Here is an 11,960-nt window from a genome sequence, read left to right on the forward strand (position 1 = left end):
CCGTTGCGCCCTGAATAACCGGGACGCTGGTAAAACGGCTGGCGATATAGCCGTTGCTGAAGGCAATGCTGTTGGCGTTGACTACCGCGTTCTGGCCAGTTGCCGACTGAGAGCCGTCATCTTTCGGGTCGTTGACCGACATGGTTACGATAGGGTTCAAGCAGCCACTGTCGCCGCCTGTATAGCTGACGTTGAGCACCGGTTGCAGGTTTTTGCCAGCATCCACGCTGAATGTGGTGCGGCTGCCGCTACCGGAAGTCGGCGTGACAAAGAACGCCATGGAGTTGTTACCACACCAGGTGCTGTTGTTGTCGATAACGCTCTGCACCAGCCCAGTGACAATTGGGCCTTCCACATAGATCTGAGGGGCGGATGTACGCCACTCGCTAGGTGTCCACGTTGTGGTGTTGCTGGTCTTGACGCGCGCAGTAAAGTTCTCACCGGCAGTAAAAATCGGCGCGTCGGCAGCGTTCTGTGCGCTGACGGTAAAGCTTACCGGGCGATCATCGGACGCAGCTGGAACGAAGTCGATGCGCGCGGAAGTGATGGTGGCGCCGCGTGGAATGGCGACGTTTTGGAAGCGAATACCGGTAGTGCGGGTAACGTCTTCGTCGTTGCTCCAGGTGACCTCAAGGCGCGGCGCGGTTGCATCGCCGTCGCCGATGTACCAAGGATAGGACGTCGTACTGCTACCGCGAACCCGTGCTGCAATATCTGCCAACGGGTCAGCGGTAGGCGCCAGAGCCTTCAGGTTGGTCAGCGCAGTGGTGATGTCCAGCACCACTTCTCCGCTAACCAACGTTCCTGCGGGGGCAGCGGTTTGCAGGTTGCTCACGGCAAAGTTATGGTCGGTGAAACTGGTGGCACTGTTGAATGCCGCCGCCGTTTTGCTGTTTTCCAGCTTGACGGTGAATGCTGGATAGTTAGTGGCGTTGGCCGGCTTTAGGATCAGCTTGGCGCTGGTAATAGAGGCGCTGGCCGGAATATTCAGGTTACGGAACAACAGAACACCGTCGTTGCCTGCAGCTCCTGTGGTCGAGTTAATTTGCGTTTTGGCGCCGGTACAAGGGGTAGTTGCTTCGACAATTTTTGCCGAACACACATAGTCCACACCACCGCTGCTCACCACATAGTACGACGAGTTGTCGTTCGAGTAGGCCGAGCCTGAGCCAACTGAGCGGGTAATAGTATTGACCGTTGCCCCGGTGCTGTCGGCGTTTTTCACGTAGCCCATGACCAGTGTCGGATTGTCGATGGTGCCGGTGGCGCTGGTTGCCGGAACAGTGGTGCCGTTCCGGTAGGTGGCATCGTCGCCACTGGCCAACATCTCTGGCGTAGCCAGTTTGAAGTTGATTGGCTGGTTGATGTCTCGCACAGGGGAGAGCAAGCGCGGGTTGGTGTTCATCGACATCACGCCGACGTTGATATTGCCCGCGCCGCTGATAATGGTGTTAAACGCATTTTTCAGGCCAGCCATGCGGTCGCCCGCCATAGAGCCGGAGTTGTCCATAACAAAGAGCACGTTAGGCTGAATACCCGAATCGACGGCGCTACCGCCAAAAAAGATCTCGGTGTCGTCGGCAAAGCTGATGCTTGCTTGCAGCATCAGCGTGGACGCTAACGCTGAGGCAAGGAGGGGGCGTAGGTTGTACCTAGTAATCATGACGTAATCTCCTTGCCTTTAATAACGAACCAGGTGGCCCTGGAAGTGACGGGCCCGAGCCGGGTTGGTTGCATCGGCGCATCCTGAATCAGCGCAAGACTTCGCGTTGCTTTGAATATCGAAACAGGCAAATTGGAACTGGTCGGCACTGGCGTTTAGCGAATACGGTTCCAACGTCGACGCACAAATGCTTGGCGCCGCGGCTGCCGCAACAATAGGTACAGTCGGGGACATGCTTGTCGTTACGCTAATTGGGGCAATACGAGGGTTCGAGTTGTAGCTACTGATCCACGCTCGAATTCCGCTCTCCGAGGCTTGGAAAGCCACGTTCTCTTGTTGGCTGTTAGCGGCCATACGTGCCTGCAAGGTCGACTGCCGCGCGGCGGTGATGGCAATAATGGTCAGCAGCAGCAACATAATCAGGCACACAAGAAGCGCCATACCGGACTGTCTGGCTCGGAGGGTCATCAGAGGCGGTTCCTGAGTTCGTAGGTGCTGGAATAAACGCGGCTAAGGTTGTTGCCCGCATCGTTAATGGTCAGCGTCACCCGCAGGGAGTGGGCCAGGCTAAGATTGGCTGGTGTCGCCGACGCGCTGCTGACCCAACGAATATTAGGGTCAGACAGAACACCAAAGCTGACGCCGGTGATGGTCGCGTTATCCAGAATGGCGGTGCCGTTCATGCACAGGCTGGTGCCATTGGCGCATTGGTCGTAGGTCACGCTTTTGTAATACAAGGCGACGTCATCGCAGGTTTTATTGCCGCCAAACGTAACGCCAGTGTTTTCCAGTGTTGCGTAGCGAAAAGTGACGCTGTTGGCGGCAGTCGCGATTGCCTCATCAGGGAAGTGGACGGAGTTAACGGTTTTTGTATTGGATGAGGCGCTGCAGCCTTGGTAACCGGCGCGGCGGGCATCTTCACCAATCAGTGCCAAGGCCACGCGCCCGCTTTCCTGCACGCGGGCGACGGCGCTGTTCATGCGGTCCGATTGGCTGCTGTTGGCAAACATTTGCGTCACGCCAAGGATCAGCAGTGAGCTGATAACAACAGCAACCATCAGCTCAATAAGCGAAAGGCCAGCTTGCTTGTTCATAGGTTGACCTTTAGTACAAAGTTCGAAGTGCCGGTGTTGCCTTGCAGGGCAGACGACTCTTCCCAGGCAATAGTGATGGTGTATTCGTTCTGGTTGGCGCGCACAACGCTAGCGGTGGAGCCCGGAATACTGCCGGTTAAGGCTGCACGCCATTCGCTCAAATCCAGCTGAGCTTGCTGCGTCGGCGTACAGAGGCCACCGGTACAGCCAGGGTTAGTCACCGAGGTGGTCCCGGCACTGATCTGGTAGTCGTTGCTACCAGTTGCCCGGTCGACGTTGGCACGCATTCTCTCGGTCAGGTCGTAAGCCAGCAGACTGGCTTGGCTGCGCAAATAAGCGCTCTGACTGGACTGCATGCTGGTCATCATCAGGCTGGACATGCCCAAGAGCCCGATGGCCAGAATGACCAAGGCGATAAGCACTTCGATCAAGGTGAAACCTTTAGCGCGAGTTCTCATGAGCAGCTACTCCCGCCGCAGGCTTGGCCGACGACATTCACTTTAATGGTGCGAGCAGTACCGCCGCGGGAGTCGTTTACCGAGATAGTGGTGGCGGCGCTGGTGCCGTTGCCTTGATAAACCACTTCGTTGGCGGAGCTTTGTACGGTGACGCTGGGATTGTCGGTGGGCACAACTCTAAGCACCGTGGTGCCGCGCATGATCAATACGCCGGCGCTCCAGTTAGTGCTATTGCCGCACGCTGTACCGCCGGCATTGGTGGCGCACACCTTTACAGCCGTGCGTTGCGTAACGGCTTCGCTGCGGGCCATTTGCAACGTGCTGAGAATATTGTTCGAGGTGCTCGCCAAGCGATTATTGGCAATCACATTGCTAAAGCTTGGTGCGCTGACGCTGGCGATGATTGCGATGATCGCCAACACCGTGAGCAGCTCGATAAAGGTGAAACCTTTGGACGAAATCATGTTTTTAATCCCATTGATCACGGGTGGAATCTAACCCACGAAATTTCCTACAGCCTCCTAAGAATGATGAGCGAGCAAAAAGCGCGACGAGTTGCGTGTTCGCCGCTAATGGCGCGGCTTTGCGGGGATTCACAAGTGACGACTGGTTCACTTTTTTGTAGGTTTCGCGCAGGTCGATTCCTACAGGTCGGTCGCCCGAGTTCTGTCCTCGCGGTCAATTATTCCCGCGGTTAACCGTTGGTTTTTTGTTACCCTCGCCGCGGATTTTTGCGCAGTGGGCGAGGGGGATTTTGGCGATGGATGTTCTGGTGGTTGGCGGCGGCGCTATCGGGTTGCTGTCTGCGCTTAACCTGGCGCGCAAAGGGCTGTCGGTGACGGTGGTGGATCGACAGCACGCTGGCGGCGAATCGTCCTGGGCGGGCGGCGGTATCGTTTCGCCGTTGTACCCCTGGCGCTACGGCGCGGCAGTAACTGCCCTGGCGCATTGGTCGCAAGATTTCTATCCGCGCCTGGGCGAGCAGTTGCTGGCGCAAACGCAGATCGACCCCGAGGTGTTTGTCACGGGGCTTTACTGGCTGGATCTTGACGATCAGGCAGAGGCCCTGGCGTGGGCCAAGGCGCATCAGCGGCCGTTGCAGTCTGTCGACATCACTTCGGTATACAACGCTGTTCCGGTACTCGGCGCCGGCTACCAACAAGCCGTGCATATGCGCGGCGTAGCCAATGTGCGCAACCCACGCCTGATCAAATCTCTTCGTGCAGCGCTGCTGGCTATGCCTAACGTCACGCTGCAAGAGCATTGCGCGGTAAGCGGGTTTAGCCAGGAGCAGGGCCGGGTGGTGGGCGTTAACACCGCGCAAGGTGCACTACGTGCCGAGCGCGTGGTGCTCACCGCCGGCGCCTGGAGCGGTGAGCTTTTGGCAACCCTAGGTCTCGATTTGCCGGTTGAGCCGGTCAAAGGTCAGATGATTTTGTTTAAGTGCGCCGCCGACTTTTTGCCGAGTATGGTCTTGGCTAAAGGTCGTTACGCCATTCCGCGCAAGGACGGCCATATCTTGGTCGGCAGCACCCTCGAGCATTGTGGCTTCGATAAAACCCCAACCGACGACGCGCTCGCCAGCCTGAAAGCTTCGGCCATCGAGCTATTGCCGGCGTTGGCCGATGCTGAGGTGGTGGGGCATTGGGCGGGGTTGCGGCCTGGCTCGCCGGATGGCGTGCCGTTTATTGGCCCGGTGCCGGGCTTTGCGGGGCTGTGGCTGAACTGCGGCCATTACCGCAATGGTCTGGTGTTGGCGCCGGCGTCGTGTCAGTTGTTGACCGATTTGATGCTGGGCAATGCCCCCATTATCGACCCCGCGCCGTATGCGCCGCAGGGCCGTTTGGGTGTGCGCTGATCAGTCGATGCCGAGTTTTTTCAGGCGGTAGCGCAGGGAGCGGAAGGTCAGACCGAGCCGCTGCGCCGCAGCCGTGCGGTTCCAGCGGGTTTCTTCCAGCGCTTGCATGATCAGGTTGCGCTCGATGTTTTCCAGGTAGTCCTCGAGATTATCGATCTGCGCCAGGCTGGCTTCGCCGTTTTCGCCCGATGCGCCGGCATCAGCCAGGCGCAGGTCGCTGGCTTGAATACGGTCGTCTTCACACAGGGTGTAGGCGCGTTCGAGCATGTTTTCCAGCTCGCGCACGTTGCCGGGGAAGCGGTAGTTCTTGAGCTTTTCCAGGGCGTCGGCGTCAAGCGTGGCGGCAGCCAGGCCAGTGCCTTCGGCCAAGCGTTTGAGCATTACGTCGCTGAGTTGGGCGATATCTTCGCGGCGCTCGCGCAGGGCCGGAACCCGCAGTTCGATCACGTTCAGGCGGTAGTACAAGTCTTGGCGAAAGCGCCCAGCCGCCACTTCGGCCGCCAAGTCTTTGTGGGTGGCGCTGAGGATGCGCACATCTACCACCACTTCTTGCTGACCACCGACGGTGCGTACGGCTTTTTCCTGAATGGCGCGTAGCAGTTTTACCTGCATGGCCAGGGGCAGGTCGGCCACTTCGTCGAGAAACAGCGTGCCGCCATTGGCTGCCTGGAACAGGCCTTGTTTGTCTTCGATGGCGCCGGTAAAGCTGCCTTTTTTGTGGCCGAAGAATTCGCTTTCCATCAGCTCCGATGGAATCGCACCGCAGTTCACCGGCACAAAGGGCAGCTCGGCGCGCGGGCCCTGTTCGTGAATCAGGCGGGCAACCAGTTCCTTGCCGCTACCCGATTCGCCGCTGATATAAACCGGCGCCTGGCTGCGCGCCAGTTTGAAGATTTGTTTGCGCAGGGCACGCATGGGCGGCGAGTCGCCGAGCAGGCGGTTGTCGACGGTTTCTTCTTCGCTGTCGCTGCTGCGAATACGCAGAGCGGTAGCGACCAGTTCACGCAGACGACCGAGGTCGACCGGCTTGGTGAGAAAATCGAAGGCGCCGGCTTTCAGGGCATTGATGGCGGTGTCGAGGCTGCCGTAAGCGGTGATCATCGCCACCGGCACCTGCGGGTGGCGCTGGAGGATGTGCTGCACCAGTTCCAGGCCGGTGCCATCGGGCAGGCGCATATCGGTCAGGCACAGGTCGAACGGCTCGCGGGCCAGCCATTCGCGGGCTTCTTTAACGTTGCGCGCGCTGCGGGTGTCTAGTTTCATGCGGCCGAGGGTGATTTCCAGTAGCTCGCGGATATCGGGCTCGTCGTCGACGATCAGGGCTTTTTGCCGGGCGGTCATGGTCAGCTCAGTTTTCGCGGGTGGGCGAAGGTAATGCGGAAGCAGCCACCGCCGACATCGCGGGTTTTGTAGTCCAGACGGGCCTGGTTGCTTTCGCAGAGTTCGCGGGAAATATACAGGCCGAGGCCCGTGCCTTTGTTTTCGGTAGTGTAGAAGGGCTCGAAAATATTCTGCAGATGCTCGGTCGGTACGCCGGCGCCGTTATCCAGCACCTCTAATACCGGCAGGTCGCTGTCGGCATCGCGGAATAGCTTGAGCCATACCTGACCTTGCTTGTGCTGCATGGCGCTGTGGCGCAGGCCGTTCTCTACCAGGTTGGTCAGCACTTGGGTTAACTGGTTGGGGTCCATGCGCGTTTGCAGCGTGCTGCCGGTGGTGTCCAAGTGCAGCAGCTGGTTTTCATTGGTGGTGGTGCGGAACTCACTGGCAAAGCGGTGCAGCCAGTATTTGAGGTCCAGCAATTGCGGCTCGGCCTGGCGGCGGCGCGAGAGCTGCAAGACGTTTTCGATCACCAGGTTCATGCGCCGCGAGTGATCTTGGATGATTTGCGCCAGACGCAGGTCCGGGCCGTCGAGGTCTTCCGACTCTTGCAGCAACTGCGCCGCATGGCTGATGGCGCCAAGCGGATTGCGAATTTCATGGGCGATGCCGGCGGTCAGGCGGCCCAGAGAGGCGAGCTTAAGCTGCTGCGCCTGTTGGGCGATTTGCGAGATATCGTCGAGAAATACCAAGGTGTCCTGTTGTTCACCGCGTTGCAGGGTGACAAAGCTCGGCTGCAATACCGGGCCATCGGCCACGGCTTGCATGCTCAGCGGGCGCAGGGTGGGATTGCGCTGCCAGTGCTGCAGGCGTTTGACCAGTTCCGGGCTGTGCGGGTCGAGGATCTTCCCGGCGAGTTCTTCGCGGCCCAACAAGCTCAGTGCGCCCTGATTGGCCAGGAGTACGCGGTGTTGGCCGTCGAGCACCAGAATGCCGGTGCGCATGCGCTGCAAGATCAGGGCGTTGAGGGCTTCGAGGTTAGCCACATCCGCAGCGCGCTTCTCGGCCAGGCTTTCACTGACTTGCAAGCGCCGGGTCACGCCTTGCACGAACAGTGCGGCGGCAAAACACAGTGCACCGAGGGCGCCTGCTTGCACGTATTGCGCGGAGGCAGCGGGGTGGTCCAGGCTTAAATAAAAGGTCAGGTAGATCAGCCCCATCGCGGCAACGGCGGCGATCAGCAGGCCGATCCGTCCACGCAGCAAAATATTGGCGATGGCTACGGCGACGATCAGCAAGTTGCCGATACCACTGGGTGTCCCGCCGGCGGCGTAGAACAGCCCCGAGAGCAGGATCACATCGACCATGCTCAGGCTGAATACTTGCGCCAAGTGCCGCGGTTTGCGCACCACCAAGGTAATAAAGGCGTTGAGCACCAAGTACAGCCAACTGCCGTACTTGAACAGTTTGTCGTTGGCCAATTCCAGCAGTTGGCTGTCCAGGTCGCTGGAGATCAGCACCACCAGCATGACGCCAATGGCCAGGCGATACAGGTGGTAGATCTTGAGAATCCGCTGCCCTTGCAGGCTGCTCAGGCTTAGGGTTTCAGCGGTCACTGCGCGTGGCACCCTGCTCAAGGTGGACCTGGCTGCAGAACCACTGCTGGTCCTGGCTCAGGGCATGGGCGCGGGGGGTGTGCACGCCGCAATGGGCGCAGCGCACCATCGGTTGCGCTTCTTCAACGCCTGGCGCGGCCGGGGCTGGACGTGTGGCGCGGCGCCAAAGCCAGTAGACGGCACAGATCAAACCGATCCAAATCAACAGGCGTCCCATAGTTGGCTCTTCTTTTAGTGAGGCTGGCAGTTTAGCCAAGGTCGCGGCGTCAGCACAGCCGGGAAGTGGCAAGCTGTGCGTTGTTTCCGTTGCGCTTTGGCGCTTGTAGGGTGGGGCTGCGCGCACCTTTGCGATCTCTCATAGATCGCCTGGTGCGCACAGCAGACCCTGCGAACAAAAAAGGCGTCCCGAGGGACGCCTTTTTAATGGCCTAGCGCGTACTCAGTCGAATACGCCAAAGGTCATGTAGCTGAACCACGAGCGATCACTGCTGTTGCCTTCGGCTTCGTGTTCTTCTTCGCTGTCGCCGCTTTGATCGGCTGGCTGCAGCTCTTCTGGAATGTCTTGCTCGGCGTCTTGGTACTGCTTTATCACGTCTTGGCTGGCGCGGGTTTCGCCCGGTGGCAGCGGTGTGTCGCTTTCCAGCAGACCCAGGGTGGCCTTGCTCAGCCACGTGCGGTTGTCAGCTTCGTCTTCCTGCGGCACAAACTTGCCATCGACCAAGCTCGGGTGGTCGGGGTAGTTGAGCTTCAGGGTTTGCAGGCTGGTGTCTGCCAGATCGTTCAGGGCCAGGCGCTGGTAAGCCTCGGTCATGATCGCCAGGCCATCGCCGACTGCTGGGGTTTCCTGGAAGTTCTCGACTACATAACGGCCGCGGTTGGCAGCCGCTACATACGCCTGACGCTTGAGGTAGTAGTGACCGACGTGCACTTCATAGGCTGCCAACAGGTTGCGCAGGTAAATCATGCGCTGCTTGGCATCCGGCGAATAACGACTGTTGGGGAAGCGGCTGGTCAGCTGCGCGAACTCGTTGAACGAATCGCGGGCAGCGCCCGGATCGCGCTTGGTCATGTCCAGCGGCAGGAAACGCGCCAGCAGGCCGACGTCCTGGTCGAACGAGGCCAGACCCTTAAGGTAGTAGGCGTAATCGACGTTCGGGTGTTGGGGATGCAGGCGGATAAAACGCTCGGCAGCAGACTTGGCAGCCTCAGGCTCGACGTTTTTATAGTTGGCGTAAATCAGCTCCAACTGCGCCTGTTCGGCATAGCGGCCAAACGGATAGCGCGACTCCAGTGCCTTCAGCTTGGTGACGGCGCTGGTATAGCTTTTATTGTCCAGATCAGTCTGTGCCTGCTGGTACAGCTCGGACTCACTCAGGTTTTCGTCTACAACTTCATTAGAAGAACATGCAACGTTGAGAGCGAGGATGGCGATCAGCAGCAGGTGTTTCACTTGCATGGCGGCTTGCGTCCCTGTGACGGCTGGCTGTCTTGAGCAGAGCCGTCCTGTTATGATGAGCGCCCCGGTTACCCCGGGACAAAGACGCCGTATTTAACCACAAGCGCGTAGCCGAAACCAAAGCCTACGCCGCGCCGTTACCGAGCATTCCTCCAATTAATAAGTTAGCCATCCAGATGCGCGCCGAGGTTCCGTCCGAAATGGGCGGCCAACGCCTCGACCAAATCGCCGCTCAACTGTTCTCTGAACACTCGCGTTCGCGCCTCACCGCCTGGATTAAAGAAGGCCTGTTGACGGTGGATGGCGAGGTGGTTCGGCCCCGCGATATCGTCCATGGCGGCAGCGTATTGGTGCTCGACGCCGAGCAGGAAGCCCAGGGCGAATGGGTGGCCGAAGACATTGAGCTGGATATCGTCTACGAAGATGACGACATCTTGGTCATCAACAAACCTGCAGGGCTGGTGGTACATCCGGCCGTTGGTCACCAAAGCGGCACCTTGCTGAATGCCTTGCTGCACCACGTGCCCGATATCATCAATGTGCCGCGCGCTGGCATTGTCCACCGCTTGGACAAAGACACCACTGGCCTGATGGTGGTGGCGAAAAACCTGCAAGCGCAGACCCATCTGGTCGACCAGCTACAAAAGCGTTCGGTCAGCCGCATCTATGAATGCATTGTCATCGGCGTGATCACGGCCGGTGGCAAAATCGATGCGCCCATTGGCCGCCACGGCCAGCAGCGTCAGCGTATGGCGGTTATGGACGGCGGCAAACAAGCCATCAGCCACTACCGCGTGCTCGAGCGCTTCCGCTCGCACACCCATACCCGCGTGAAGTTGGAAACCGGGCGCACGCACCAGATTCGCGTGCATATGGCGCACATCAATTACCCGCTGGTGGGCGACCCGGCCTACGGCGGCCGCTTCCGCATTCCGCCGGCAGCCAACCCGACCATGCTGCAAGCGCTGAAAGAGTTTCCCCGTCAGGCCTTGCACGCGCGTTTTCTTGAGCTGACCCACCCGGTTACCGGGCAGCGCATGAAATGGGAGTCGCCGCTACCGGATGATTTCCTCTGGCTGCTGACGTTGTTGCGTCAGGACCGCGAAGCTTTTGTCGGCTGACAATCAGCAGGCCTGGCTGACGCCAGACTGGCCCGCGCCAGCGCGGGTCAAGGCCTGTGTCACCACCCGTGCTGGTGGTGTCAGCCAAGCTCCCTTCGATAGTTTTAACCTCGGCGCCCATGTCGGTGACGAGGTTGCTGCGGTCGCGCATAACCGCCATTCCCTGATCGCGCGCCTGAATTGCCAGCCAGCCTGGTTGCAGCAAGTGCACGGCATTGTTGTCGCTGATGCAAACCCCACCGTGGTCGCCGAAGCCGATGCCAGCTGGACCGCCAGCCCCGGCATCGCCTGCACGGTTATGACCGCCGACTGTTTGCCCGCCTTGTTCTGCGACCGCGCCGGTACCCGTGTGGCGGCGGCGCATGCGGGCTGGCGCGGTTTGCTCAACGGTGTGCTGGAAGCCACGCTGGATGCGTTGGCAGCTCCCGCTGAAGAAGTGTTGGTCTGGCTTGGGCCCGCCATCGGCCCGCGCGCCTTTGAAGTGGGCGGCGAAGTGCGGGAAGCCTTTATGGCGGTGCAGCCTGAGGCGGATCAGGCTTTCGTGCCGAGCATCAACCCCGGTAAATATATGGCCGACATCTACCAGCTCGCCCGCCTGCGCCTGGCCGCCCGCGGCGTTACCGCCGTGTATGGCGGCGGCTTTTGCACCGTTAGCGACCCCCGCTTTTTTTCCTACCGCCGCAGTGCCCGTACTGGTCGCTTCGCCTCGCTGGTCTGGCTCACCCCATAAGCTCCCCGCGCGTTAATCCGCTTTCAGTGCTCGCCATTGACTACAGTCATACAGACCTCTGGGCTATGACGGTGGCCAACTCATTCCTGTGGGTTTGATTTCAATCAGACGCACACACCTTGAATCCCCAACAATCGGCCTCACTTAATTGATCATCTCGGCAGACTTTTTTTATCAGGTGCGTTCACTGCGCCGGCTGCCCTCTATAAGGAAGGTAAACCTATGCGTATCGACCGTTTAACCAGCAAATTACAGTTAGCGTTATCTGACGCCCAATCCCTGGCCGTGGGCATGGACCACGCCGCCATCGAGCCCTTGCACCTGATGCAGGCATTGCTCGATCAGCAGGGCGGCTCGATCAAGTCGCTGCTGATGCAGACCGGCTTTGACGTCAACAGCCTGCGCCAGGCGCTGACCAAAGAACTCGATCAACTGGCAAAAATCCAGAACCCCACCGGCGATGTAAACCTGTCGCAAGACTTGGCGCGCCTGCTGAATCAGGCCGATCGCCTGTCGCAGCAAAAGGGTGACCAGTTTATTTCCAGCGAGCTGGTGCTGCTGGCGGCACTGGATGACAGCACCAAACTGGGCAAGCTTCTACTCGGACAGGGCGTCAGTAAAAAAGCCCTGGAAAACGCCGTGAA

The 11,960-nt window shown here is 59.4% G+C and carries 13 protein-coding genes; 4 read left to right on the forward strand and 9 right to left on the reverse strand.

Going from position 1 to position 11,960, the window contains the following annotated elements:
* From AAAB16_RS12480 to AAAB16_RS12500, 5 genes are all read right to left on the reverse strand, one after another.
* Positions 1 to 1,663, reverse strand: a 1,663-nt coding sequence (locus tag AAAB16_RS12480) for a VWA domain-containing protein (protein ID WP_340663603.1), incomplete at its 3' end; no start/stop codon positions are given.
* Between the two features lie 18 nt (positions 1,664 to 1,681).
* Complete coding sequence (locus AAAB16_RS12485) at positions 1,682 to 2,131, reverse strand: pilus assembly PilX N-terminal domain-containing protein (RefSeq protein ID WP_340663604.1); 450 nt, start codon at positions 2,129 to 2,131, stop codon at positions 1,682 to 1,684.
* Positions 2,131 to 2,757 (reverse strand): prepilin-type N-terminal cleavage/methylation domain-containing protein, encoded by a 627-nt coding sequence (locus tag AAAB16_RS12490; RefSeq protein WP_340663605.1) that lies wholly within the window; start codon positions 2,755 to 2,757, stop codon positions 2,131 to 2,133. The genes AAAB16_RS12485 and AAAB16_RS12490 overlap by 1 nt, the downstream gene beginning before the upstream one ends.
* Positions 2,754 to 3,215 (reverse strand): type IV pilus modification protein PilV, encoded by a 462-nt coding sequence (gene pilV, locus AAAB16_RS12495; RefSeq protein WP_340663606.1) that lies wholly within the window; start codon positions 3,213 to 3,215, stop codon positions 2,754 to 2,756. Before pilV ends, AAAB16_RS12490 begins: the two co-directional genes overlap by 4 nt.
* On the reverse strand, positions 3,212 to 3,679 hold the full coding sequence (locus AAAB16_RS12500) for a GspH/FimT family pseudopilin (protein ID WP_340663607.1): 468 nt from the start codon (positions 3,677 to 3,679) through the stop codon (positions 3,212 to 3,214). Before AAAB16_RS12500 ends, pilV begins: the two co-directional genes overlap by 4 nt.
* Positions 3,680 to 3,969: 290 nt before the next feature.
* On the opposite strand from AAAB16_RS12500, the gene thiO reads away from it, so the two are divergent.
* Positions 3,970 to 5,073 (forward strand): glycine oxidase ThiO, encoded by a 1,104-nt coding sequence (thiO, locus tag AAAB16_RS12505; protein ID WP_340663608.1) that lies wholly within the window; start codon positions 3,970 to 3,972, stop codon positions 5,071 to 5,073.
* On the opposite strand, the gene AAAB16_RS12510 is transcribed toward thiO, so the two are convergent.
* The 4 genes from AAAB16_RS12510 to AAAB16_RS12525 all read right to left on the reverse strand — a co-directional run bounded on the left by AAAB16_RS12510 (position 5,074) and on the right by AAAB16_RS12525 (position 9,465).
* Positions 5,074 to 6,414 (reverse strand): sigma-54 dependent transcriptional regulator, encoded by a 1,341-nt coding sequence (locus AAAB16_RS12510; RefSeq protein WP_340663609.1) that lies wholly within the window; start codon positions 6,412 to 6,414, stop codon positions 5,074 to 5,076.
* Between the two features lie 2 nt (positions 6,415 to 6,416).
* On the reverse strand, positions 6,417 to 8,009 hold the full coding sequence (locus AAAB16_RS12515) for an ATP-binding protein (protein WP_340663610.1): 1,593 nt from the start codon (positions 8,007 to 8,009) through the stop codon (positions 6,417 to 6,419).
* On the reverse strand, positions 7,999 to 8,226 hold the full coding sequence (locus tag AAAB16_RS12520; RefSeq protein ID WP_340663611.1) for a PP0621 family protein: 228 nt from the start codon (positions 8,224 to 8,226) through the stop codon (positions 7,999 to 8,001). The genes AAAB16_RS12515 and AAAB16_RS12520 overlap by 11 nt, the downstream gene beginning before the upstream one ends.
* Positions 8,227 to 8,448: 222 nt before the next feature.
* On the reverse strand, positions 8,449 to 9,465 hold the full coding sequence (locus tag AAAB16_RS12525) for an outer membrane protein assembly factor BamD (RefSeq protein WP_340663612.1): 1,017 nt from the start codon (positions 9,463 to 9,465) through the stop codon (positions 8,449 to 8,451).
* A 176-nt stretch (positions 9,466 to 9,641) separates the two neighbouring features.
* On the opposite strand from AAAB16_RS12525, the gene rluD reads away from it, so the two are divergent.
* The 3 genes from rluD to AAAB16_RS12540 form a co-directional block, all read left to right on the forward strand.
* Positions 9,642 to 10,586 (forward strand): 23S rRNA pseudouridine(1911/1915/1917) synthase RluD, encoded by a 945-nt coding sequence (gene rluD, locus AAAB16_RS12530; RefSeq protein WP_340663613.1) that lies wholly within the window; start codon positions 9,642 to 9,644, stop codon positions 10,584 to 10,586.
* Positions 10,576 to 11,316, forward strand: a complete 741-nt coding sequence (gene pgeF / locus AAAB16_RS12535; protein WP_340663614.1) for a peptidoglycan editing factor PgeF — start codon at positions 10,576 to 10,578, stop codon at positions 11,314 to 11,316. Before rluD ends, pgeF begins: the two co-directional genes overlap by 11 nt.
* Positions 11,317 to 11,538: 222 nt before the next feature.
* Positions 11,539 to 11,960 (forward strand): Clp protease N-terminal domain-containing protein (locus tag AAAB16_RS12540; protein ID WP_340663615.1); only part of this gene is annotated, 422 nt, incomplete at its 3' end.

Origin of the sequence: Pseudomonas sp. (assembly GCF_037994325.1) — a bacterium.
Taxonomy (GTDB): Bacteria; Pseudomonadota; Gammaproteobacteria; order Pseudomonadales; family Pseudomonadaceae; genus Aquipseudomonas.

Bases quoted from the DNA above. Each gene is read 5' to 3' on its own strand.
- AAAB16_RS12485 (WP_340663604.1), bottom strand. From the start codon at position 2,131: ATGACCCTCCGAGCCAGACAGTCCGGTATGGCGCTTCTTGTGTGCCTG.
- AAAB16_RS12490 (WP_340663605.1), bottom strand. From the start codon at position 2,757: ATGAACAAGCAAGCTGGCCTTTCGCTTATTGAGCTGATGGTTGCTGTT.
- pilV (WP_340663606.1), bottom strand. From the start codon at position 3,215: ATGAGAACTCGCGCTAAAGGTTTCACCTTGATCGAAGTGCTTATCGCC.
- AAAB16_RS12500 (WP_340663607.1), bottom strand. From the start codon at position 3,679: ATGATTTCGTCCAAAGGTTTCACCTTTATCGAGCTGCTCACGGTGTTG.
- AAAB16_RS12510 (WP_340663609.1), bottom strand. From the start codon at position 6,414: ATGACCGCCCGGCAAAAAGCCCTGATCGTCGACGACGAGCCCGATATC.
- AAAB16_RS12520 (WP_340663611.1), bottom strand. From the start codon at position 8,226: ATGGGACGCCTGTTGATTTGGATCGGTTTGATCTGTGCCGTCTACTGG.
- AAAB16_RS12525 (WP_340663612.1), bottom strand. From the start codon at position 9,465: ATGCAAGTGAAACACCTGCTGCTGATCGCCATCCTCGCTCTCAACGTT.
- rluD (WP_340663613.1), top strand. From the start codon at position 9,642: ATGCGCGCCGAGGTTCCGTCCGAAATGGGCGGCCAACGCCTCGACCAA.